At 29.7% G+C, this 23,925-nt stretch carries 21 protein-coding genes; 11 read left to right on the top strand and 10 right to left on the bottom strand.

Translation table 11 applies throughout. The features are described from left to right. Positions 1–4 precede the first annotated feature (4 nt). From smpB to sstT, 9 genes are read right to left on the bottom strand one after another with little or no spacing between them, the layout of a single operon-like run. A complete protein-coding gene (gene smpB, locus FBE96_RS05410; protein WP_002871800.1) occupies positions 5–457 on the bottom strand; it encodes an SsrA-binding protein SmpB in 453 nt (150 codons plus the stop codon). Further along, positions 454–1,221, bottom strand: coding sequence for a 4-(cytidine 5'-diphospho)-2-C-methyl-D-erythritol kinase (locus FBE96_RS05405; protein WP_002859130.1), 768 nt, complete (start codon positions 1,219–1,221; stop codon positions 454–456). Before FBE96_RS05405 ends, smpB begins: the two co-directional genes overlap by 4 nt. Then, positions 1,218–1,445 carry a carbon storage regulator CsrA gene (csrA, locus tag FBE96_RS05400; protein WP_002852854.1) on the bottom strand — a complete coding sequence of 76 codons (228 nt, stop codon included), beginning with the start codon at positions 1,443–1,445 and terminating at the stop codon, positions 1,218–1,220. Before csrA ends, FBE96_RS05405 begins: the two co-directional genes overlap by 4 nt. Beyond that, on the bottom strand, positions 1,439–2,257 hold the full coding sequence (gene truB, locus FBE96_RS05395) for a tRNA pseudouridine(55) synthase TruB (RefSeq protein WP_002874947.1): 819 nt from the start codon (positions 2,255–2,257) through the stop codon (positions 1,439–1,441). The genes csrA and truB overlap by 7 nt, the downstream gene beginning before the upstream one ends. Beyond that, entirely contained in the window at positions 2,254–4,329 is a 2,076-nt protein-coding gene (locus FBE96_RS05390) for a 3'-5' exonuclease (RefSeq protein WP_002878810.1), read from the bottom strand. Before FBE96_RS05390 ends, truB begins: the two co-directional genes overlap by 4 nt. Then, positions 4,326–4,763: a hypothetical protein gene (locus FBE96_RS05385; RefSeq protein ID WP_002852822.1), complete on the bottom strand. Its 438-nt coding sequence runs from the start codon at positions 4,761–4,763 to the stop codon at positions 4,326–4,328. The genes FBE96_RS05390 and FBE96_RS05385 overlap by 4 nt, the downstream gene beginning before the upstream one ends. Then, a complete protein-coding gene (locus tag FBE96_RS05380; RefSeq protein ID WP_002905956.1) occupies positions 4,757–6,478 on the bottom strand; it encodes a M3 family oligoendopeptidase in 1,722 nt (573 codons plus the stop codon). The genes FBE96_RS05385 and FBE96_RS05380 overlap by 7 nt, the downstream gene beginning before the upstream one ends. 3 nt (positions 6,479–6,481) lie before the next feature. Continuing rightward, positions 6,482–7,369 (bottom strand): aspartate carbamoyltransferase catalytic subunit, encoded by an 888-nt coding sequence (locus FBE96_RS05375; RefSeq protein ID WP_002852714.1) that lies wholly within the window; start codon positions 7,367–7,369, stop codon positions 6,482–6,484. 9 nt (positions 7,370–7,378) lie between these two features. After that, positions 7,379–8,602, bottom strand: coding sequence for a serine/threonine transporter SstT (gene sstT / locus FBE96_RS05370; RefSeq protein WP_002858067.1), 1,224 nt, complete (start codon positions 8,600–8,602; stop codon positions 7,379–7,381). Positions 8,603–8,741: 139 nt separating this feature from the next. Between sstT and metK the strand changes: the two genes are divergently transcribed. Then, positions 8,742–9,938, top strand: a complete 1,197-nt coding sequence (gene metK / locus FBE96_RS05365; protein ID WP_002852836.1) for a methionine adenosyltransferase — start codon at positions 8,742–8,744, stop codon at positions 9,936–9,938. A gap of 236 nt (positions 9,939–10,174) precedes the next feature. Here the strand turns inward: metK and FBE96_RS05360 are convergent, their stop codons facing one another. Next, the gene (locus FBE96_RS05360; RefSeq protein WP_002853913.1) at positions 10,175–11,500 is read right to left on the bottom strand and encodes an apolipoprotein N-acyltransferase; all 1,326 of its coding nucleotides are present in this window, start codon (positions 11,498–11,500) and stop codon (positions 10,175–10,177) included. On the opposite strand from FBE96_RS05360, the gene yajC reads away from it, so the two are divergent. From yajC to FBE96_RS05310, 10 genes are read left to right on the top strand one after another with little or no spacing between them, the layout of a single operon-like run. Beyond that, the gene (yajC, locus tag FBE96_RS05355) at positions 11,473–11,745 is read left to right on the top strand and encodes a preprotein translocase subunit YajC (RefSeq protein ID WP_002786346.1); all 273 of its coding nucleotides are present in this window, start codon (positions 11,473–11,475) and stop codon (positions 11,743–11,745) included. The two genes, FBE96_RS05360 and yajC, sit on opposite strands and share 28 nt — an antisense overlap. After that, positions 11,738–13,318 carry a protein translocase subunit SecD gene (secD, locus tag FBE96_RS05350; RefSeq protein ID WP_002868626.1) on the top strand — a complete coding sequence of 527 codons (1,581 nt, stop codon included), beginning with the start codon at positions 11,738–11,740 and terminating at the stop codon, positions 13,316–13,318. Before yajC ends, secD begins: the two co-directional genes overlap by 8 nt. Further along, positions 13,318–14,289, top strand: coding sequence for a protein translocase subunit SecF (gene secF, locus FBE96_RS05345; protein WP_002871796.1), 972 nt, complete (start codon positions 13,318–13,320; stop codon positions 14,287–14,289). The genes secD and secF overlap by 1 nt, the downstream gene beginning before the upstream one ends. Positions 14,290–14,298: 9 nt before the next feature. Beyond that, a complete protein-coding gene (gene leuS / locus FBE96_RS05340; protein WP_002871795.1) occupies positions 14,299–16,728 on the top strand; it encodes a leucine--tRNA ligase in 2,430 nt (809 codons plus the stop codon). Then, positions 16,725–17,237, top strand: a complete 513-nt coding sequence (lptE, locus tag FBE96_RS05335) for an LPS assembly lipoprotein LptE (protein ID WP_002860199.1) — start codon at positions 16,725–16,727, stop codon at positions 17,235–17,237. The genes leuS and lptE overlap by 4 nt, the downstream gene beginning before the upstream one ends. After that, positions 17,221–18,618: a hypothetical protein gene (locus FBE96_RS05330; protein WP_145599570.1), complete on the top strand. Its 1,398-nt coding sequence runs from the start codon at positions 17,221–17,223 to the stop codon at positions 18,616–18,618. Before lptE ends, FBE96_RS05330 begins: the two co-directional genes overlap by 17 nt. After that, a complete protein-coding gene (locus tag FBE96_RS05325; protein WP_072223329.1) occupies positions 18,584–19,768 on the top strand; it encodes a folylpolyglutamate synthase/dihydrofolate synthase family protein in 1,185 nt (394 codons plus the stop codon). The genes FBE96_RS05330 and FBE96_RS05325 overlap by 35 nt, the downstream gene beginning before the upstream one ends. Then, positions 19,755–20,657: a M23 family metallopeptidase gene (locus FBE96_RS05320; RefSeq protein WP_002866112.1), complete on the top strand. Its 903-nt coding sequence runs from the start codon at positions 19,755–19,757 to the stop codon at positions 20,655–20,657. The genes FBE96_RS05325 and FBE96_RS05320 overlap by 14 nt, the downstream gene beginning before the upstream one ends. Continuing rightward, positions 20,594–20,989: a polymer-forming cytoskeletal protein gene (locus tag FBE96_RS05315; protein WP_002859143.1), complete on the top strand. Its 396-nt coding sequence runs from the start codon at positions 20,594–20,596 to the stop codon at positions 20,987–20,989. Before FBE96_RS05320 ends, FBE96_RS05315 begins: the two co-directional genes overlap by 64 nt. Beyond that, positions 20,989–23,925 carry a DEAD/DEAH box helicase gene (locus tag FBE96_RS05310; protein WP_145599569.1) on the top strand — a complete coding sequence of 979 codons (2,937 nt, stop codon included), beginning with the start codon at positions 20,989–20,991 and terminating at the stop codon, positions 23,923–23,925. Before FBE96_RS05315 ends, FBE96_RS05310 begins: the two co-directional genes overlap by 1 nt.

Below are 23,925 nucleotides of genomic sequence, written 5' to 3'. Positions count from 1 at the left end.
TCCTTTATTTGTAATTTTTCATAGCAGCTCTAGCTTCTAAATCGGCTTGCTTTTTCTTTAAAGTTTCACGCTTGTCGTGCAAATTTTTCCCTTTAGCTAAAGCAAGGGTAGCTTTTACTTTATTTTTTGTGTTAAAATAAAGATCTAATGCAACGATAGTATATCCTTCTATACTTACTTTACCTAATAATTTATCAATTTGCTTTCTATGCATTAAAAGCTTTCTAGTACCTCTTTCTTCGTGTTTATAGAAAGAATGTGTAGTATGAAGCAATGAAATATGAGAATTAAGTAAAAAAATCTCATTTTTTATAATGCGAACAAAAGAGTCTTTAAGATTTGCTCTTCCTGCTCTTAAGGCTACAACTTCACTTCCTTTAAGGACAATTCCGGCTTCAAAGCGTTCTATGATGCTATAATCAAATAAAGCTTTTTTATTTCTCGCAATAATTTTCATCGATCAACCTTAAAAACACTACTACCGCTACCGCTTAGAAAAAAATCTTCTTGCAAGTAAGACTTCATTTTAGGATATAAAGTTGCACAAGGAGTAAATAAATCATTTAATTCTTTGTTTTTAAAGTTTTGTAACAACTCTTTTGTGCTGAGTTTTTTGTAGATTTGCGCTTGATTATTGTTTTTTTGAAAGTCAAATATTCCTCTATCAAATTCATCATAAACAGCTTTAGTTTGGCAAGATATTTGTGGAAAAGTCCATTTTAAATTAGGTATGTCATCTTCAAATTCTTCTATAATTTCGCCACAGCTACTTACATTAGCAGAGTGAAAGCCACTTAAAAAAAAGGCAATATCACTTCCTAGTTGTATGCTTAAATTTATAAGTTCTTGTAGGTTTAATTTTAAATTTAGGGTTTCATTTATTAGTAGTAAAAAACTCGCACAATCGCTACTTCCACCACCAAGCCCAGCACATACTGGGATATTTTTTGTGAGTTTTAGACTTTTTTTGCTAAATAATTCTTTTAATTCGTTATTATATCTTCTAGAAAGTAGCAAATAAGCCTTTTGAATAATATTATTTTCGCATTTAAAATTACTAATGATTTCAAATTCTTTTTTAGAATCTGATTCTTTGTCAACAAGCTCAAGCTCATCAAAAACATCTTTTAAAAGTATAAATCGTGATTCTAAAAGATGATATTTTCTTGAGTCAAAACCGGTAAGTTTTAAAAAAATATTTGCTTTAGCGTAAGCTTTCATTTGATTAGTTTTTTGCTTAAGTCATCAAGTTTAATATCATTCTGAACAACAGAATGCAAATTTTCATCCTTTACTTGTTGAACAAGTTCTTTTCTAAGTATCATAAGGGATTTTGGAGCTTCTATGCCTATTTTGGCATATCCTTTCCCTGTTTGAACGACTTTGATTTCTATACCTTCTCCGATAATTATACTTTCATTTTCTTTTCTTGATAATATTAACATTTTTCAACCTTATTTAGAAGATATTTTACTGTATTTTCTTTAATATTAATTATGCTAAAATATTTTTCTGTTTCAATATAATAATCTCCTTCATCATGAAATTCTAATTCTTCGACAAAAATTTTAGCACCATTTTCGAGTTTATTTAAATCCTTGATAAAATTTGGCTTTAGGTTAATGTATTTTAACACATTTAAGCTTTTCTCATTATTATAAACAAATTTGCCTTCTTTAATACGCTCTAAAGAGCTTAAAGTCGCATTAATACCTAGTTTTCTAGCAAAAAGTTCACAATAAGATCTTATATAAGCACCTTCACTGACTGTGATTTCGATATTTAAAAAAGGATGATTATAGCTTAAAATCTTGCAATCAAATACTTCCATTTGACAAGGTTTTAAATTTACTTCTATACCTTTTTTTGCAAGTTCATAGGCGCGAGTTCCATTGATTCTTTTGGCGCTAAATTGCGGTGGTGTATAGGAGATAATTCCTTGCATTTGATTAATGATTTGTTTTAAATTTGCAAGATCAAATTCTTTTATATTTTGAATTTCTTTTATATTTTGATCATCAAGACTTAAGGAGTAAACTCCAAGCCATAAAGTAGCTTTATAGGTTTTTGGAGTTTTTTTTAAAAAACGGAAAAGTTTTGTGTATTGTCCAAATGCAACGATTAAAACCCCTTTGGCGAAAGGATCAAGAGTGCCAGAATATCCTGCTTTTTTATTTTTATATTTTTTCTTTAAAGTACTTAAAAAGGCATTAGAACTCAAACCCTTTGGTTTAAAGGCTGCAAAGATCTTGTTCATACTGCTTTTTCCACAAAGCTTGCCATGATTACACGCATTATACCACCAAAATTAATATTAAGCTTTTCCTCTTTTCCGCTTTTATTAACTTCAACAACCCTGCCAATGCCAAAAATTTTATGTTTAACTAGATCTCCTTTGCAAAAACTAGTTTTTTGTATATTTTGATTTTTTGATTTTTCATTGATTAATTTACTTTCTTCTAAGAAGCGACTAGGATTGATATTTGCTCTTGAACCATGATAAAAACGAGAATTTGCAACACTTATTGTGAGAAATTTCTTGGCGCGAGTGATGGCAACATAAGCAAGACGGCGTTCTTCTTCGAGATTTTCTTCGCTATTTAAAGGAAAAAATCCTTCATCAAAGCCTATTATAAAAACATAATCAAATTCCAAACCTTTGCTAGCATGAATACTCATCAAGCAAACACATTCTTCATCTAAATTATCTTGATCACTTAATAAAGAAATTTCACTAAGTAGATCTTCTAAAGAAGCTTCGGGATCTTCTTTGAGTTTTTCTCTTAGATTAGCATAAAACTCATCAAGATTTCTGATTCTTTCATCTCCATCATCTTGCTCTGAAAAATAATCTTTGATTTTAAATAATTCTTCTATATTGTCAAAAACCTTTTTTGCATTATCGTAGCTTTTTAGAGTGTGAATATTTTGTATAAAAATATTTGCTTCATTTTGTGCTTTTTTTGTTGTTAAAATTCCTACACCACCATCGCTTTCGCATAGGGCATCAAAAAGTGAAATTTGACGTTTTTTTGCATATTCTTCTAAATTTTTTAGGGCTTTTTCTCCTATGGATCTTTTGGGGCGATTAATAATACGTTTAAACGACAAATCATCGCTTGGATTTAAGATAAGTCTAAGATACGAGATTAAATCTTTTATTTCTAATCTCTCATAAAAACGCATACCACTAAGTAGTTTATAAGAAATTTGTTTCTTCATAAATGCTTCTTCTATTGCTCTTGATAGTGCATTAACTCGAAATAAAATGGCGATCTCTTTAGCTTCTACTCCAGAATTTAGCAATTTTTTCACTTCTTGAGCGATATATAAACCTTCATCTTTTTCGTTTTCGTTTTTTAATATTTTAATATTTTCCCCAGTATCTTTAGTGCAGATTAAAGTTTTTCCAAGTCGTTGCTCATTGTGAGATATGAGATTATTTGCTGCTTGTAAAATAGTCCCTACTGAACGATAGTTTTGTTCAAGTTTTACAAGTTTAACATTTTTAAAATCATTTTGAAAATTTAAAATATTTTCAATTTTTGCTCCACGCCAACTATAAATACTTTGATCATCATCACCAACAACTGTGATATTTTCATGCATACAACATAGATTTTTTAGAATTTTATATTGCAAGGTATTAGTATCTTGATACTCATCAACTGTAATGTAATTATAAAGTAAGCTTTGTTCTTTGGCAAAATTTATATCATTTTCTAAAATGAGATTGCTTAGCAATAAAAGATCATCAAAATCTACAAAATTTTGTTTTAATAAGTATTCTTCATAAGCACGGTAATAGTTGGCAAATTTGTATTCATTTTGATATTTTTCAAAATTATGTTCTTTTAGTAAATTTAAATCTTCAAAGACATTGCTTACTCTTTTGCCTTCATTTTTGCAATAAGATATGTATTGGATAATATCATAGACATTATCTTTGTTTTTATCATGGATTAAGTCTTTAATTATTTTTTTTGTATCATCTGTATCGATAACAATAAAACTATTTTTACGCTCCAATCTTTCAAAATGGAGTTTTAAAAATAAAAGTCCAAATTTATGAAAGGTGCAAAGCAAAGGATTGTGATTGCCTTGTAGAAAATTTAATGCTCTATGACGCATAACACTAGCTGCTTTATTTGTAAAAGTAAGAGTAAGAGTGTTATGTGAGGGGATGCCTACTTCACCGATAAGATAAGCAAGACGAGTGGTGATAGTTTTGGTTTTTCCACTACCTGCGCCTGCTAGGATAAGCATGGCTCCATCAATGTGGCTTACCGCTTGTTTTTGACTATCATTTAAATCTTCAAATAGATTCATTTTTTGAAAATATCTTTATTTTTTGGATTATTTAAAAATATATTTTTAGATTTTTGTAAATTTTTGCTATCTTCACGTTTATAAAGACTAAAATTAACGAATAAAATGCTATTTTCTACTTGAATTTGCGTGATAGCTCCTAAATCAACCTTTACAAAACTATCAAAATCATCATTTCCAAAACCTGCGTGAAATTGAATGAAATCTTTATTTAGTTGTATGGATTCAAAGGTGTATCCTCCAAGAGCAAAAAGAGCATAAGGATTTTGTTTAATATCAAGCTCTTTGGGAAGTTCAGGGTTAAAATCTATGAAATTTGTATTTGCAACTATGGAAAATTCTATATTTTCTTCTATAAGGTGTGAAATAACTTCATAACAATGCTTTTGCATGGTATGGATAAAATTTTCATTTTTTAAGATTGTTTCTAGCATGATTGTAACTCCATGAATTCATTGATGAGTTTTTGAATTTCTTTTATGCCTATTTCCCAAAAATTTTCATCTTCTATATCAAATCCAAACATTCCTACTAGTTCTTTTGGACTCACGCTTCCACCTAAAGAAAGCATTTTGATATAAAGTTCTTTAAAATTTTCACATTTTTTACTTTTGTAAAGTCCATAAAGAGCTAAAACTAAAAGTTGTGCATAAGCATAAGCATAGCAGTAAAAAGGAGAATGGATAAAATGAGGAATATAACTCCACCAAGAAGCATAATTTTTTGTAAGTTTTACGCTGTCTTGAAACATCTTTTGAGATTCTTCCATCCAAATTTTATTGATTTCTTCAGTGCTAAGTTCATTTTCTTGAGCATGTAAGCGTCTTTCAAAACAAGTAAAATTAATTTGTCTATAAAAAGTTGCAAAAATATCTTCGATTTTATTTGCATATAAAGATAAGAGTTCTTCTTTTTTTAACTTATCTTTAATAAAATCAAATACGAGCATTTCAGCAAAAACTGAAGCTGTTTCTGCGGTGGTTAAAGGTGTATTTTGATTTAAATAGCTTGCATTATAAGAAAGTTTTTGATGGATAGTGTGTCCTAATTCATGTGCAAGTGTAAAAAGATCGCGTCTTTTATTGGTGTAGTTTAATAAAACAAAAGGATGTGCATCAGAAGTTGCAGAATGCGAAAAAGCACCCCCTTGTTTATTTTCTTGCGGATAAACATCAATCCAACCTTGATCAAAAGCATTTTTTGCTATATCATAAAATTGAGGAGAAAAAGCTTGAAATGCCTCTAAAACAATATTTTTACTTGTTTTAAAATCAAAACTTGCTTCTTTTCCTATGGGTGCATATCTGTCATAGTCTTTAAGCTCATCATAGCCTAAAATTTGTTTTTTTCTTTTGTAAAATTGCGATACTAAGTTAAAATGTTTTTGCGCACTTGCTATCAAAGAATCAACGCTTTTTTGTGAAATTTGATTGCTGATATGTCTTGAAATTTCAGCATTTTCATAACCTCTTAATAAGCTTATATTTTTTCTTTCTGTTTTTATCATATTGATAATAAAACTTAAAAGTCTGCTATTTTTTTGTAAGACTTTACTGAATTTTTTAGCAGCTTTTTTGCGTATCTTTCTATTTTCATCATACATTTTGCTTAGAATTTCTTCTTCGCTAAGTTTTTTACCTTCAAAAGGGATTTTTAAAGCACTCATACTTTCATCAAAAAGTCTACTAAAAGCATTTGCACCTGTATTGGAAAGATAAAGCATAATGCGTTCTTCGTTTTTGCTAAGATTATAGCGTTTGTTTTGCAATAAATTAGAAAGATAAAAATCATAATCTTTGCAAAAAGTTGTAAATTCTCGACTTTTCTCAGGAGCTAACTCGCAAAATTCAAGCTCGAAAAAGAGTAAATTTTCTTCTATTTTTTTGCATTCTTCTTCGTATTGTGCATAAAAAGAACCATTTTGAGTGTTTTTAGCAAAAAGCAAATAAGCATAAGTCATGATTTTGCCAAGGGCTTGATTTAAATTTTCATAATCTTTTAAAGCTTGTAAAAACTCATTAGCATTTAATGTATAAAGTTTATTTTCATAGTTTTTTTTAAAATTTAAACTTTGTTGGATTTGGTCTTGTGTAAAATTTTGCAATGCTTCTTTATCGTGAAATAAAGCACTTAAATCCCATTCTAACATTTTTTATCCTTCATTTTCTAGTATGAGTTTTTTAAGAACAGCCATTCTAATAGCCACTCCATTTTTAACTTGTTTTAAAACTAAAGTCCTTTCATTGCTCATCATTTCATCGCTTATGTCAATATTGCGATTTACAGGGCCTGGATGTAGTAAAATAAGCTTTTTATCCTTTACTAAGCTTTTTTGAATGCAAAAATCATTTGCATAGTCTTTAAGTGAAGCATAAACGGTTTTATTATGTCTTTCTGTTTGTGTTCTAAGACTCATGATAATATCTGAATTTGCTATGATATTCTCATCAAGCTTATAATGTTTTTTAAGATGGGTATTAGGCATAAAATGTGGTGGAGCTACTAGGGTAATATCAAGATTAAATCTACTTAAAAGCTCTATATTGGACGCTGCTACACGAGAGTTTTTAATATCACCTACGATGCAAATTTTCTTACCTTCAACATTACCTTGAAAATGATTATAAATCGTAAACAAATCGAGTAAAGCTTGGGTAGGATGGGCGTGTTTTCCATCTCCTCCATTAACAACTGGACAATGCATATGCTTTGCTAATATCAAAGGAACTCCTGAGTTTGCGTGTCTTACAACAATAGCATTAGGACTCATGGCATCTAAATTAGCAGCAGTATCATAAAGAGTTTCTCCTTTGCTAGAGCTTGATCTTGAAACATCAAGGCGTAAAACCCTAGCACCTAATCTTCTTGCAGCGCTTTCAAAAGATGAAAGGGTGCGTGTAGAGTTTTCAAAAAAAATTGTCGTGATGCTTTTTCCTTCAAGAAAAGTCCTAGGTTTTTCATCTAAGAAATCACTTGCTTCTTTAAAAAGCTCCATAATTTCGACTTTATTAAAATCCTTTGTAGTGATGAGATGACGCATGTTTTTACCTTATTTGATATTGTAATTTAATTCATTTTTAGAACAAATTGCTGTAAAAAGAACATCTGTAGAACTATTTAAAGCAGTTTCAACACTATCTTGAATAACCCCTATAATAAAACCTATGGCAACTACCTTCATAGCAATATCATAGTCTATATTAAATAAAGAACAAGCCAAAGGTATAAGCAGTAAAGATCCGCCCGCAACTCCGCTAGCCCCACAAGCTGCAAAGGTGGCAATAATGCTTAATAAAAAGGCTTGTAAAAGACTGATTTCTATACCAACGGTATTGGCTGCAGTAAGACTTAAAATAGCTATAGTAACTGCTGCTCCTGCCATGTTGATAGTAGCTCCTAAAGGTATAGAAATGCCATAAAATTCTTTATCTATGCCAAGTTTAGCGCAAAGTGCCATATTTACAGGAATATTTGCCGCTGAACTTCTTGTAAAAAAGGCAAAAAATGCACTGTGCCTTAAGCAGATAAAAATTAAAGGAAAAGGATTTTTTCTTGTATAAAAAAAGACTATTAAGGCATTGATAACAAAAGTAACAAAAAGCATAGTAGCTACAAGTAAAATTAAAAGTTTTACATAACTTAGCAAACCTTGTGCTCCTGTTTGTGCTACAGAATTAGCCACAAGTCCAAAAATTCCAAAAGGGGCAAGTTTTACTACAAATTTAACGATTTTTAAAACCCCTTCATTGATATCTATAAAAACTTGTTTTGCTTCGTTAGAACAGTGTTTTAATGCTATACCTCCAGCTATTGCCCAAGTTAAAATTCCTAAATAATTTCCGCTTGAAAGAGCATTTATGGGATTATCGACAATTTTAAATAAAAGATCTTTGAAAATATCACTCATGTGGGTTGGAGATGAGTTTGTGGCAGTTTGAACTCCATCTAAAACAAGCTTTACAGGGAAGAAAAAATTAGCAAGAACTGCACAAGCTGAAGCAAAAAAGGTGCCTACTATATATAAAATGATAATATTTTTGATCTTAGCACCACTTTGAGAAAAATCTTTAGTGCAAATTGAGGTTAAAATTAAAATAAAAACAAGCATAGGAGCGATAGCTTTTAAGGCACTTGTAAAAAGTATTCCAAGTAAATTTGCAATTTCAGATATTTCTTTAGAGCTAATGCCTATAAGTATTCCTAGTGCTATACCTATGCAAATTTGAACTATGAGGTTGCCTTTAGCGTAGCTTTGAATGATTTTAGAAAACATAAAAACCTTTTAAATATTTTTTATATCAAAAGTTGATTTTAACTAACTTTTGCTTAATTTTAGAGAATTTTTAATTTATCAAGCTTTGATAAGTTTATTTGGATATAATTGTGGTTCATTTTAAATGAAAGGACTTTTTATGTATCTATTCACTTCAGAAGTCGTAAGTGCAGGTCATCCAGACAAGTGCGCTGATATAATCGCTGATACGATAGTGGATATACTCTTGAAAAATGACAAAAATTCAAGGGTGGCGAGTGAGGTTTTTGTCGCAGGAAATAAGGTTGTGATAGGAGGCGAAGTTAAGTCAAATCACAAACTTAGTAAAGCTGATTACGATAATTTAGTTAAAGATGTTTTAAAAAACATTGGTTATGACGGAGCAGGCCATTTTAGCAAAGAGCAGTGTTTACATCCTGATGAGGTTGATGTTATGGTGTTTTTAAATGAACAAAGCCCTGATATCAACCAAGGTGTCGATCAAGAAGATGGCGAAACAGGAGCAGGTGATCAAGGCATTATGTTTGGTTTTGCAAGTTGTGAAGCTGAGGAATATATGCCAGCAGCTATTAGTTATGCAAGAATGCTATGTGATAGAGTTTATGCTTATGCAAAAGCAAATCCACATGAACTTGGAGTGGATATTAAAACTCAAGTGACTATAGATTATGGCACTAAGGCGAATTTTGAAAATTGTAAACCGCAAAGTATTCATACTATAGTAGTTTCTGCACCTTGTGTTGAAAGTATGAAAATAGAAGATTTAAGATCTTTAGTGATGAAACTTATCTTAGATAGTAATTTACCAAAAGAACTTTTTGATCCTAATAAGACTAGAATTTTAATCAATCCAACTGGTAAATATGTTAATCATTCTTCTTTACATGATAGTGGTTTAACAGGAAGAAAACTTATAGTAGATAGTTTTGGAGGTTATTCTCCAATAGGTGGTGGCGCACAATCGAGCAAAGATTATACTAAAGTTGATAGAAGTGGACTTTATGCAGGTAGATGGTTAGCTAAAAACATAGTTGCAGCAGGGCTTGCTAAAAAATGTATAGTTCAACTTAGTTATGCTATAGGTGTTGCAAAACCTACTTCGGTAAGCGTGGATTGTATGGGCACAAATACCAGTGTAAATGACGATGTTTTAAGTGATTTTGTAATGCAAAATTTCTCTTTAACGCCAAATTGGATCCGTGATAAATTTCATCTGGATAAACCAAGTAAAGAAACTTTTCTTTATGCGGATGTAGCAGCTCGTGGGCAAGTAGGACAAAAGGACTATCCTTGGGAAAAACTTGATGCTCTAGAACAGTTTAAAAAGCTACTTTAAAAAAATAACAATATTATACAAGCTTAAACAAGGCTTGTATAATTATAAAGAATTAATAAAGTTATATTAATTTTTGACTTAGAGGGATATTTTTCAATATCCCTCATAAATATAAAAGTTAGGAAGGAAGCTAAATTAATTTAGCTTTGGGGTAAAAACCCCTCTAAGTCAAAATATTGTTTGACAGAATTATAATATAAAATAACTTAAATTACTTTAAAATTAAAATTTTAATATTATTTTTTATCATTAAATATTTCTTTGGATAAATTTTTCCAATCTTTGCTTAAAAGCTTTTTAGGGAGTATAACTATATTCTCTTTGCCATTTGTAGCATGATAAACACTAACCCCATATTTACTTGCATAAAATTTCATTAAGAGTTGCTGGAGTTTGTATTCGCTACTATTATTAAACCAAGCATTGTTGCTTAGGGCTATAATAATTTGTGAATTTTGATAGTTTTGTTCTTTGGTAGCTTCATAACAAATTGCATTTGTGATAATTTGATTATCTAATTTATATTTGCTTTGTATAGGACCTTTAGAAAATTCTTCAATATTTTTAAGAAAATATTTTTTTGTTAAGTCTTTAAAAAATGGAATTTCTTCACCAAAGGGAACTAAAAAATGCTTATTTAAAATATAGACATTGCCTTTTTTAAAGATATAAGTGCTATTGTAAGTATGTTCTTTTTCAACATGAAATGCTCCTGTAATAATGGTGATTTTATAAGATAATTCTTTAAGCATGAGCTCATATTTGGTATTTTTTAAATCAAAAGCAAAAGCGGTTTCAGGCAAGATTACAAGTTCTTTTTTTTCATTTATAGCTTGAAGTATATCTTGAATTAAGATATCAGAATTTGATTTTAAATTTTCTTGTAAAAATTTTTGATTTTGAGAGATATTAGTATTGATGAGTTTGTAGTTTAAATTAAGAGTTTGAGCTTGTTTTTCATTATATTGAAATCCACTAAAGAATAAAATAAGAACAATCGCTATTTTATAATATCTTGATATATAACCCTCATAGATGAAATATGCTATTAAAAATATGCAAATAATACCACGATAACTTGGGTCAAAAAAACCATAAACTGTAAAAATCCCCCAATTAAGCCAATCAAATCCTAAAGGATGGATAAAACTTATGCAAAAAATTCCACAAAGCCTTAAAAAATCAAATTTTAATAAATAACATAATCTAAAAAGTAACCCATAAATAAAACCAATGATAATTGGTATAATTGGTACTAAATAGTTTAGATTAAAATAAATTGAAGATAAACCAATCCACCAAAACCAAAGAATCCCTACAAAAAAACCTATCCAAAAATATTGTTTAGAATTTTTACTTTTTAGAAGTAAAACTAACCCCCAAATAGCTAAAAATGGGCTAATAGTTTGTGTAAAAATATTTTCAAAAAATGATAGATAAATAGAATTTGAAAGTAAAATTGCAATAAAAAAGACTTTTATTATTTTAAAAATGATAGAATTAGTGTTTAATTTTTTTGGAATAAAGGAAAAATATGGCAGAAAATTCAATTTTAACTTCATTGTTACCTCTTGTAGTGTTATTTGCAATTTTTTATTTCTTGGTAATTAGACCACAACAAAAACAAGCAAAAGCACATAAACAAATGCTTGAGTCTTTGCAAAAAGGAGATAAAATCATCACTAATGGCGGACTTATTTGTGAAGTCGTAAAACCAGAGGAGGATTTTATCAAAGTTAAGCTTAATGAAGACAATGTTACTGCAAAAATTTCAAGAGAATTTATAGCAAAGAAAATTGATGCGTAATTCTAAAATCAATTATCGCTTGATTATTTTTATGGCGGTATTTATTTTTGGAGTGGCTTTTTCACTCCCTTCTTTTTTGCAGTCAGAACGTGGTGCGAAGATTAATTTAGGGCTTGATTTGCAAGGTGGGCTTTATATGCTCTTAGGTGTAGATAATGAAGAAGCTGTAAAATCTAAAATAAAATCAATTGCATCTTCATTGAGTTATTCTTTTAATAAAGAAAATATTTTAAATGATGGCTTAAATACCCATGATGATATTTTAGAATTTACTTTGCTTGATAATGCAGATATTGCAAAAGTTGAAAATTTGCTTAAAGAAATAAAAGGAATTAATATACAAAGTGAAAATATGCACTATAAAATTTCTTTTACCTCAGAAGAAGTAAAAAATATAGAAAATTTTGCACTTTTGCAAGCAGTTGAAACCATAAGAAATAGGCTTGATCAATTTGGTTTAGCAGAGCCAACAGTTGCTAAACAAGGTGATGATAAGATTTTGGTTGAACTTGCAGGGATTAAAACCAAAGAAGATGAACTAAGAGCAAAAGAACGCATCACAAAAGCAGCACATTTGCAACTTATGGAAGTTGATGATTCTAAAATGGGTCAAGCTTCTACAATGAGCGATGCTGAGGCTGCGAGTTATGGACTGATTTTAGTGCCTGATTCTAGAAATCCAAATTTAAAATATACCTTAAAAAGTATACCTATTTTAGATGGATCTATGCTTACTGATGCTAGAGTAGGGATTAGTGATAAGAATAATTATCCTGTGATTAATTTTACTTTAAATGCCGAGGGTTCTAAAAAATTTGCTGATTATACAGGAGCAAATGTTGGAAAGCGTCTTGCTATTGTACTTGATAATAAAGTATATTCTGCTCCATCTATCAATGAACGCATAGGTGGAGGTAGTGGGCAAATCAGTGGAGCTTTTACCCAAGAAGAAGCGCGTGATGTGGCGGTAGCTTTAAGAAGTGGAGCTTTGCTTGCGCCTGTAAAATTACTTGAACAAAGAAGCATAGGACCATCTTTAGGTGCTGATAGTATTAAAATGAGTATGATAGCCTTAATCGGTGCATCGGTTTTTATTGTAGTATTTATGATGATGTATTACGGTGTGGCAGGAATTTTTGCAAATATTGCAATGCTAGTTAATGTTTTGGTAGTAGTTGCCGTTATGGCTATGTTTGGAGCAACTTTAACTTTACCAGGGATGGCAGGACTTGTTTTAACTGTGGGTATGGCAGTAGATGCAAATGTGATTATCAATGAGCGTATACGAGAACTCTTGCGAGATGGAGTAAATATAAGAGTTAGTATAGAACAAGGTTATAAAAATGCTATGAGTGCGATTATAGATTCAAATATCACTTCTTTAGTTACTTCGGTAGCGCTTTATGCCTATGGAACAGGAGCAGTTAAAGGTTTTGCTGTGACTTTGGGAATTGGTATCGTTGTTTCTATGATTACAGCTATTTTAGGAACTCATGGAATGTTTGATTATTTTATGCAACGCATAGAAAAAAATAATAATACAAGATTTTGGTTTGGTTATAGGAGAAGATAATGCAGTTTTTTAGCGAAAAGAAAATTTATGATTTTATGAGAATGCGTTTTGCTGCTATTTCCCTTTCTTTTATTTTGTTTTTTGGTTCTATTTATTTACTTTGGGATAGGGGTTTGCAATATGGCATTGATTTTAGCGGAGGAACTTTAGTTCAGCTTAAATATGAAAATGCAGCTCCTATAACGCAAATTCGAGAAATTTTAGAAAAACAAGGAACTTTTCAAAATTTATCTGTAACTGAATTTGGAAGTAATGAAGAAGTAACCATACGCTTTTTAGGAAGTAATGATAATGTAAGCAATGATATAGGCGAGCATATAAGCACTCTTTTAAAGGATACGGGAAAATTTGAAGTGCGTCGTGCTGATGTGGTAGGTCCAAAAGTAGGTGATGAACTTAGAAATAAAGGACTTATGGCTATAGCTGTATCTTTGATAGCAATTTTAATTTATATAGCGTTGCGTTTTGAGTGGCGTTTTGCTCTTGCGGCTATAATCAGTGAAATTCATGATGTTGTGATTACTTTAGGGGCAATTTCTTTATTTAAAATTGATGTCAATTTAGATACTTTGGCTGCTGTTTTAACTGTGCTTGGATACTCTTTGAATGATACAATTATTATTTTTGATAGAATCAGAGAAGGTAATAAAACAAGTAAAAAAACCGAACTTGCACCTATTATTAATGAAAGTGTTTCAGCAACTTTATCAAGAACGGTTTTAACTTCAGGGTTGACTTTAGCAACCGTTGTGATACTTTATTTCTTTGGCGGGGAAATGATACAAGGATTTTCTTTGGCTTTAATTGTAGGTATTATAGCGGGAACTTTAAGCTCTATCTTTGTTGCAAGTCCGACATTATTATGGTTTAAATTTAGTGTGCTTGAGTTTAGAAATAAAGAAATTGAAAAAGCAAAAAGAAAACAAGATAAAGAACGCAATCGTGCAATGTATGAAAAAGGAACAGTGTAAGGAGAATTTATGGCTTATGAAGCAAGTTTAATAGAAAAAAAATGGCAAAAAATTTGGGATGAAAATGAATATTTTGAGCCAAAAGATGATTTAAATTTGCCTAAAAAATATATTTTATCGATGTTCCCTTATCCTAGCGGACGAATTCACATGGGGCATGTAAGAAATTATACTATAGGTGATGCTTTAGCAAGATATTATCGCAAGATAGGTTTTAATGTTTTACATCCTATAGGTTTTGATAGTTTTGGTATGCCTGCTGAAAATGCAGCTATTAAACATAAAATTCATCCTAAGTCATGGACTTATGAAAATATAGCTTATATGAAAAAAGAACTTTTTTCTTTAGGTTTTTCTTTTTCTAAAAAAAGAATGCTTGCTACTTCAGATCCACTTTATACAAAATTTGAGCAAGAATTTTTTATTAAGATGTTTGAAAAAGGTTTGATTTACACTAAAGAAGCAAATGTAAATTGGTGTGAACAAGATCAAACGGTTTTGGCTAATGAGCAAGTTGAAGACGGAAAATGTTGGCGTTGTGGTCATGAAGTAGTGCAGAAAAAAATGCCAGGTTATTATGTAAAAATCACTGCTTATGCTGAGGAACTTTTAAAAGATTTAGAAAAATTAAAAGATAAATGGCCTAATCAAGTTTTAACTATGCAAGAAAATTGGATTGGTAAAAGCGAAGGTTTGGAATTTTCTTTAAATTTAGACGAAGAAAGCAAGCAAAAAACCAAAGAAAGTTCTTTAGAAGTTTTTACTACAAGAGCAGATACAATTTATGGAGTTTCGTATATCGCTTTAGCTCCAGAACATAAGATTGTTCAAAATTTGCTTTCACAAAATTTATTAAATCAAGATATATTAAATAAAATCAAAGTTATTCAAAATCAAAGCCCAAGAGAAAGACAAAGTTCTGAAAAAGAAGGTTATTTTTTAGGAATTTATGCCATTCATCCTTTAAGCGGAGAAAAAATTCCTTTATGGGTGGCTAATTTTGTCTTGGCTGATTATGGTAGCGGAGCGGTTATGGCTGTTCCAGCTCATGATGAAAGAGATTTTGAATTTGCAACAAAATATAATCTTGCTATCAAACAAGTTATTCAAACTCAAGAAAATTTACCTTATACGCAAAAATCAGGAAAGTTAATCCATAGTCAAGAATTTGATAATCTTGATTGTAATGAGGCAAGATTAAAAATTATTTCTCAGTTTGAAGCTAAAAATATAGGAAAAAGGGTTGTAAATTTTAAAATTCGTGATTGGGGTGTTTCACGCCAAAGATATTGGGGTGCGCCTATTCCTATGATTAAATGTCAAATTTGTGGTATAGTGCCTCAAAAACTAGAAAATTTACCTATTACCCTACCTGAAGATGTGCAAATTACAGGTGAGGGTAATCCACTTGATAAACATCCAACTTGGAAAAATTGTATTTGTCCCAAATGTGGCAAAGAGGCTCAAAAAGAAAGTGATACTTTAGATACTTTTTTTGAAAGTTCTTGGTATTTTGCACGTTTTGCAAGTGATGAGAAAACTTGGCAGGAAAAAGCTTTAGATAAAAAAAGTGTAAAGTATTGGATGAGTGTGGATCAATATATAGGTGGTATTGAACATGCAATCTTGCATTTGCTTTATGCGAGATTTTTCCAAAAAGCTTTAAGAGACTTGGGTTATTTAACACAAAATGAACCTTTTGATAGACTTTTAACTCAGGGTATGGTGTTAAAAGATGGAGCTAAAATGTCAAAATCAAAAGGCAATGTTGTAGATCCTGATGAGATTATAGAAAAATACGGTGCTGATACCGCAAGACTTTTTATACTTTTTGCTGCGCCTCCGGCTAAAGAGCTTGAATGGAATGATGATGCGGTTGAAGGGGCTTATAGATTTATTTGTAAACTCTATGATAGGGCGCAAAATGTTAAAAAAGGTGAGCTTGTAGAATTAAAACAAGAAAATTTAAATAAAGAAGAAAAATATGCAAGATTAAAGGTATATGAAGCTTTGAAAAAATCTTTTGAAGTTTATCATCAAAGTTTTGCTTTTAATACTTTAATTGCAGCTTGCATGGAAGCTTTAAATGCTTTAGCGCTTTGTAAAAATGAAGCTTTGGAGCAAGAGGCTTTTTATATTATTTTAAATATTTTAGAGCCTATTATTCCTCATGTTTGTTTTGAGCTTAGCGAGGAGCTTTTTAAATGTAAAAATTTCAAAAAATTAGAACTTAAGGAAGAGGTTTTTGTAAAAGATACTTTAAATTTAGCTGTAAGTATTAATGGTAAAAAAAGGGCTGAATTTGAAATTTCAAGTAGTGCGAGTAAAGAAGAAATTTTAGTTTTTGCAAAAGAAAATACTGCTAAATGGCTTGAAGGTAAGAGTATAGTTAAAGAAATTTATGTGGAAGGAAAGCTAGTTAATCTAGTGATTAAATGAAAAAGATTTTAATTTTTTGTATAGGTTTATTTTTAGGTGCTTGTGGATATGTTCCTACATCAAAAATCGCTAATAATATTTTCGATGAGAAGGTTTATGTTAATGTTGAATTAAGTCAACAAGACCCAAAAAATAGTATCTATGTTGCCGATACTTTAAAAGAAATGGTAATTTCAAAATTAGGGCGTAAACTTGCTTTAAAACATGAAGCTGATGATGTAATCAATGTTAAAATGAATAATTTAGAATTTATTCCTTTAGCTTATGATAAAAATGGCTATGTTATTAGTTATAAAGCTAAATTAAATTTAGATTTTAATGTTGTCTTTAAAGATGGTTCAAGTCAGGCTTTTAGTACAAGTGGAAGTTATAATTTTGAAATTTCTCCAAATAGTATTATTAGTGATTCTGCAAGGTATGAGGCTATTCGAGCAGCTTCAAGCGAGGCATTTGATGAGTTTATTTCCGTAATTGCTATTAAAGGGCAAAAACGTGATTCCAAATACTAATGAAATAGCAAGGCAAACTTTAATTGCATTAAAAGAAAGAAAACTAAAACCAACTCCTGAAAATTATACGGAAATTTTTGAAGAATTATCTTTAAAATATGGTATTACAAGTTCAAATAAGGCTAAACTTGATAAATACAAAACCTTGCTTTTACCGATTTATCAACAAGAATTAAATTCTAAAACTATAAGAAGTTTAGAAGAACTAATTAGTTTTTTAATTTCTGTTTTAAATAGACAAAGCGGAAAACAATTTAGTGAATTTTTTGATTTTTTATATACCATATCTAAAACTTTGCAAATAAGTAAGGATAAAAAGATAAGAGATTTGGCTAAGGTGACTTCGATTAGAATTTCTAAAACTATGGATAGTGAAAGTATTTACTTGCTTACTAAAAAATGGAAAGAGCTTGAAAGAAATTACGATGAAAATGACTTAGAAGAACAAGCTCGCAAATATGGTATTAGTAAATATGATGATTATGATAGCGTGATTAAAAAACTCTTAGTTAAACTTGAAGAGCGTAGTTATGAGCACTTTAGTGAATTATTATGCTTGGGTTTAAATCCTTCATTGGTAGAAGATTTAAAAATTCAAGGTTTTATACAAAATTTAACACAAAAGCCTTTTGTAATAGGCGAAGAAAATTTTAAAAATGAACTAATGGAATTTATAAATCATCGTATAATGGTTGATAATATGTATGTCCAAAAAAATTTAAATTTTTTTAATGATAATCTAAAAAAAATCTATGAATTGCTTGTCTTACTTAATAAATCGAATGAAAAAAATATGGATTTTATCAATACTTTAAAACCAGATGAAAATGGGGAAGTAAAACTTAGTTTTGAGGATTTAAAACTAAAATTTAAACAACTTGGAGAAAAAATTACATCTTTAAATAATCAAATTGAATTCACGCAAAGCTTAGAAGAGAGAGAGGCTTGGAGTGTTCTTAAAGAGCTTGATAAAATGGATGAAAATTTTAATAAGTATAAAGTTAATTATTCTTTAGCTTTATTTTCTATAGTAAATTACCGTTTCATTATGGAAAAATACGGTATGGGAAGTTTGAATGAAATTTTTGTTCGATTTAAAAAAATTTTAAAAGATTCTTGTAGCGAATTTGATGAACTGTGGATGATAGATGAAAAGAGTTATTTGATTGTTTCGCCAGGAAAAAGCAAAGATGAAATTACACAGCTTGTAAATACAAATCTTAAAACTATAGAAACTTTTAGATTTATTTATAAGCAAGATATTATAACTCCTAAAATTCACGTGGCTTATCTTGATAAGCAAAGTAAGCCAAGTATTAATATTTTAGATGAGTTAATAAAGCAAATTGCAGCGGTTAATGAACAATATAATGAAAGTTGAGAATTTTTTAGCTCAAAAAAGTATAAATTACGATAAAATTGATCGTTTTTTGATGTTTAGAATGTATGAAAAATATAAGAAATATTTTAAAAATATTCCTATAATCCAACTTATAGGCACAAATGGTAAAGGTAGCACGGGTAGATATTTAACCCAACTTTTAGAAAATTTAAATTATAAAATAGGGCATTATACTAGCCCGCATATTTTTAGTTTTAATGAAAGATTTTATCTTGATGGTAAGATTGCAAATGATGAAGAATTAGAACAAGCTCATATAAGACTTGAAGAAATTTTTAAACAAGACTTGCAAAAATTAAGTTATTTCGAATATGCTACTTTTTTAGCTATGATTTTATTTCAAAAATGCGATTTCATTGTTTTAGAAGCAGGAGTGGGTGGAGAATATGATGCTACTTCTGTTTTTGAAAGAAGAATGAATATTTTTACAAGAATTGGATTTGACCATATTCAAATTTTGGGCAATTCTTTAGAAGATATTGCAAGAACCAAGCTTAAAGTTATGGCGCCTATAGCACTTATAAGCGATGAGCAAGAGCAAAATGTTTTAAATTTAGCAAAAAAAATTGCTTTTTTAAAAAAAGCTAATTTGCAAGTTTCTTCTTTAAATCCTTTTTTGAAAGAAACATTTGAGATTTATTGTAAAAAGTTTGTTTTACCTTGTTTTTTAAAGCATAATTTAAAGCTTGCATTAAAGGCTTGTGAAATTTTAACTTCACAAGAAAAAACCTTAGAAGCTTTAAAAAAGTTGCAAGAGTTAAATTTGCAAGGAAGATGCCAAGAAATTTCTCCAAATTTTTTTGTTGATGTGGGTCATAATCCTATGGCTGCTAAGGCTATGATTGATAAATTTCAAGGAGAAAAAATAAATCTTATTTATAATGCTTATTTGGATAAGGATATTTTTCAAATTTTAAATACATTAAAGCCTATTATTGATACAATACAAATATATAAATATAAAAGCGTAGAACGAAAGCTGGCTGATGATGAAATTTATAGTATTGCATCAAAGCTAGGCATACAATGCAAAGAATTTGTAAAATTAGAAGAGAATAAAAAAAATCTAGTTTTTGGTTCTTTTATGTTAGTAGAAAATTTTTTAAAGGAGTGGTGTGGTAAAAAATAAATTCACTATTACCATTACAGATATTAACGGTTCAAGACATTTTTATTTAAATCAAATAATCAAAAAAATAGTTTTTTATACTATTGCTTTTATTGTTTTATTTTTAGTTTTTAGTGGTTTTTATATCAAATATCTCGATAGCAAACTTAGTGATATTAGTGAAAAGCGTGAGGAGCTTTTGAAAAAAAGCAAAGAATTGGAATTATCTAATTCGCAAATGCAAAAAAGCATAGAAGAAAAAACTCAGCAGTATGCAGCTATAGAAGATAAAATAGCTTCTTTTGAAGAGGCTTTGGGCTTAGAAGCAGAAAATAATCTTACAATTAGTGCAAGACTTGATAATCTTCAGCTTACCAATGAGCAGCAACTTGGAATTTTGGGGCAAATTCCTAATGGATGGCCTATTGAAAATAAAGGCATTACAGGAAATTTTGGCTGGAGAGAGCATCCGCTTTTAAAAAGAAGAGAATTTCATCCTGGTATTGATTTAAGAGCGGAAATTGGTACTCCTATTTATGCACCAGCAAGTGGAGTAGTGGAATTTTCAGGTTATAGTGATAATGGCTATGGCTATAATGTAATTTTATTGCATAATTTTGGTTTTAAAACAGTATTTGCTCATATGATGCGCAAAGAAGTGGTCAAAGCAGGTCAATTTGTTAGCAAGGGGCAGTTGATAGGTTATAGTGGCAATACAGGTCTTTCTACGGGGCCGCATTTGCACTATGAGGTAAGGTTTATTAATAAAACTTTAGAACCTTTGTATTTTTTAAATTTGCAAAGAAAAAATATGAATGATTTTTTTAATCAAGAAAGGAGAGTTCCATGGCAATCTTTAATAAAGGCGGTATCAGCCCAACATCCAGCTCTAGCTCAGAAACAACAGTAATTTCTTCAGGTGCGAGAATTGAGGGTAAATTTTATTTTGCTTCTATGCTTCATGTTGATGGAGAGTTAAGTGGTATTATTCATTCTGAAAGCATTGTGGTTATCGGAAAAAATGGAAATTTAAAAGGTGAATTACAAGCAGATAAAATTGTAGTAAATGGGTGTTTTGAAGGGCAACTTGAGGCTAATAGTTTAGAAATTTTAGCGGGCGGAGTTGTTAATGGTGATATTTCAACGCAAAAAATTTCTATAGAAAATGGCGGTCGCTTTAATGGAACTAGTAAAATTAAAGAAGATACTATCAAACTTATTGAAAATAACAACGAAGAATAATGCAAGCTTCATTTTATGAATACTTACAAAATCCAAAAATTTGTGAACTTTTTCTTTGTAAAGATGAAAAACAAGCAGATTTACTCGCTCAAGTTTCACGATTTAAGGGTTTAAAAACCTTTGTTTTACCTGATTTTAGAGCGCAGTTTGGAGATGATTTAAGGGCTTTTTCTAAAGAACTTTTTGATCTTTGTAAGATTTTAAATGCTTATCATAAAGAAGAAGAAAAAAAAATCCTTATTTCTCCTTTAAATACTGTTTTAAAAAAACTTCCTTCAAAAAAACATTTACAAAATTATCATATCGATAAAAAACAAAATTTTGATTTGAAATGTTTTGAAGATGAAATTTCAAGATTGGGATACGAATTTGTAGATATAGTTCAGGATAAAGGTGAAATTTCAATTCGTGCGGATATTATTGATATTTTTTGTATCAATGAAGAAAATCCTATTAGAATTTTACTTTTTGGCGAAGAGATTGAAAGTATAAGATATTTTGATTTGCAAAGTCAAAAGTCTATTCCTAACGAACTAGAACATTTTGAAATTTGTCCTTTTTTAAAATATTTTGACAAAGAAAATTATGAAATTTTTAAGGATAAATTAGAAGATTTTCAAAGCGATGCTTTAATACATGATATCAATTCTTTAGGCTTTTGGTGTATTGATGATTTTTTTGATTATTTAGAACTTGATTTTTTAGCTTGTGAAAAGTTTGATATTAATGAATATGAAAAAGATATAAGTTTTGTGAATGCAAAAATTTTACCTCAAGCTAAAAAATTTAAAGAATTGCAAAGTTCTTACAATAAAGATTTTTTTGAATTTCATAAAAATAAAAAAATCACACTTTTAGCTAAAAACGAAGCTTTATTTAAAGCTTTAGAGCTTGAAGATACTCAAAATATCCATTTTGTAAAAAGTGATTTAAGGCTTAATCTTATTAGTCCTGAAGAGCTAATTATTTCTTTAAATCAAAAAGAAAAACAAAAAACAAGAAAAAAAGCTAGTTTGATTATAGATGAGCTTAAAAATGGGGATTATATAGTACACGAAGATTATGGGGTAGGTAAATTTTTAGGTCTTGAGATGATAGTGATAAGCGGAGCAAAAAAAGAGTTTGTTGCTATAGAGTATCAAAATTCTGATAAGCTTTTATTACCAGTGGAAAATCTTTATTTGATTGATAAATATTTGGGCGTGAGTGGATCTATTCCAAGCTTAGATAAACTAGGTAAAACAAGCTTTATTAAACTTAAAGAAAAATTAAAGACTAAACTTTTAGCCATAGCTTCTGAAATTGTTATTATGGCGGCTAAAAGATCTTTGGTGCAAGCAAAAAAAATTACAGTGGATTTAAATAGACAGACTGATTTTATAGCTAGTGCGGGTTTTATTTATACAAGCGATCAAGATAAAGCCTGTCATGAAATTTTGCAAGATTTTCAAAGTGGAAAAGTCATGGATAGGCTTTTAAGCGGTGATGTGGGTTTTGGAAAAACAGAAGTCGCTATGAATGCTATTTACTCAGTAGTTAAAAGTGGATTTTGCGCATTTTTATTTGCGCCTACGACTTTGCTTTCTCATCAGCATTATAAAACCTTAAAAAAGCGTTTTGATCCTTTTGATATAAAGGTTTTTAAACTGGATCGCTTTACAAGTAGTGCAGAAAAAAAACAAGTTTTACAAAATTTAAAAGAAAATAAAGCTTGTGTAGTTGTAGGAACTCATGCACTTTTAAGTGTAGAATGTGAAAATTTAGCCCTTGTTATTATTGATGAAGAGCATAAATTTGGAGTGAAGCAAAAAGAAAAGCTTAAAGAAATCACTCAAAATTCACATATTTTATCCATGTCAGCAACCCCTATACCAAGAAGCTTAAATCAAGCTTTAAGTTCTATAAAATCTTATAGTGTTTTGCAAACTCCACCAGAAGATAGAATGGATGTAAGAACTTTTGTCAAAGAAAATGATGACGCACTTTTAAAAGAAGCTATAGCAAGAGAGTTAAGACGTGGTGGGCAAATTTTTTATATTCATAATCATATTGCAAGTATAGAGCAATGTAAAAAGCATTTATTAGAACTTTTTTCTACTTTGCGTATTTTGATTTTACATTCTAAAATCGATGCCAAGATGCAAGAAGAAGAAATGTTGAAATTTGAAAACAAAGAATATGATTTGCTTTTAAGTACCTCTATCGTAGAAAGTGGGATTGATTTACCAAATGCAAATACTATCATAGTAGAAAAAAGCGATCGTTTTGGCATGGCTGATTTGCATCAATTGCGTGGGCGTGTAGGAAGAAGTGATAAACAAGGTTATTGTTATTTTTTAATTGAAGATAAAAATGCTATTACAAAAGATGCTTTAAAGCGTCTAGTTTCCTTAGAAAGTAATTCTTTTTTAGGCGCAGGTTCTATTTTGGCTTATCATGATCTTGAAATTCGTGGCGGTGGAAATTTATTAGGCGTAGATCAAAGTGGACATATTGAGCAAATTGGATATAGTTTATATCTTAAAATGTTAGAAGATGAACTTAATGCTTTAAGTAAAAATGAAGTGGATCAAAAAGAAAATAAACTTGATTTAAAACTCAATGTTAATGCCTTTTTAAACAGCGAACTTATCAGCGAAGATCGCTTAAGATTAGAACTTTATAGAAGACTTAGCAAGTGTGAGCAAGTTCATGAGGTTTATGAGATCGAAGGTGAAATTGAAGATCGCTTTGGAAAACTTGACATTTATACTAAGCAATTTTTATCTTTGATTACTATTAAAATTTTAGCTTTAAATAAATTTAAAAGCATTAGTAACTATGAGCAAAATATTCAATTTACTGCTTTAAATGATGAAAAAGAACTCATCAAGGCAAAAAGCAAAGATGATGATGATATTTTAGAGGCAATTTTAACGCATTTAAGAAAGGCTTAA

The sequence above is a fragment of the Campylobacter sp. CFSAN093241 genome (assembly GCF_012889595.1).
Classification (GTDB): Bacteria; Campylobacterota; Campylobacteria; order Campylobacterales; family Campylobacteraceae; genus Campylobacter_D; species Campylobacter_D jejuni.
This window is presented reverse-complemented; position numbering and strand designations above follow the sequence as displayed.